Raw genomic sequence first — 560 nt, forward strand, 5'->3', positions numbered from 1 at the left:
CTAGCCCTGGCTCGGTTCGTGCACAACGACAGGCTCATCGACGCCCTCACCACACAAGCGTTCAGCGCACTGCAGTGCTCTCCCGGCGCCCGCGCCTACTACGACCGCCAGCGCGCCCGCGGCGTCGGCCACAACCCCGCCCTGCGCCAGCTCGCCAACAGGCTCGTGGGCCTCCTGCATGGCTGCCTCAAAACCGGGACCCTCTACGACGAAACCACTGCCTGGCCACAACCAGACAAGGCTGCAGCTTGACATTCAAGCTCCTGGGATGTCTCTGTGATCCCCAACCTATCTGTCGCTTGGTCCACACCAACCGGTCCGCCACCGTCCCTCTCTTTCCCAAGCCGCTCGAGACGCAACCACAGCCAGATGACCACGCCGGAAACCCAGCTTCACGCACCTGCCGTGCGCCTATAGCCGGGTACGGCACACGACGTGCTCAGCACTATCCCGGTAACTCCCGCAGCAGGTATACCGAACTAGGTAGGCGCGGATGGGACTTCGAGACAGAGCCTAGCTGCGGTGTCCGGCAGCGAAAATGCGAGCAAGGTTTCGGTACC

General features: G+C 63.8%; 1 pseudogene. It reads left to right on the forward strand.

The features are described from left to right. Positions 1 to 252: pseudogene (locus NVU01S_RS42965) on the forward strand (IS110 family transposase); the annotation flags it as partial. Positions 253 to 560: the final 308 nt, after the last annotated feature.

Origin of the sequence: Nocardia vulneris (genome assembly GCF_001613425.1) — a bacterium.
In the GTDB taxonomy this organism is placed as follows: domain Bacteria; phylum Actinomycetota; class Actinomycetes; order Mycobacteriales; family Mycobacteriaceae; genus Nocardia; species Nocardia vulneris.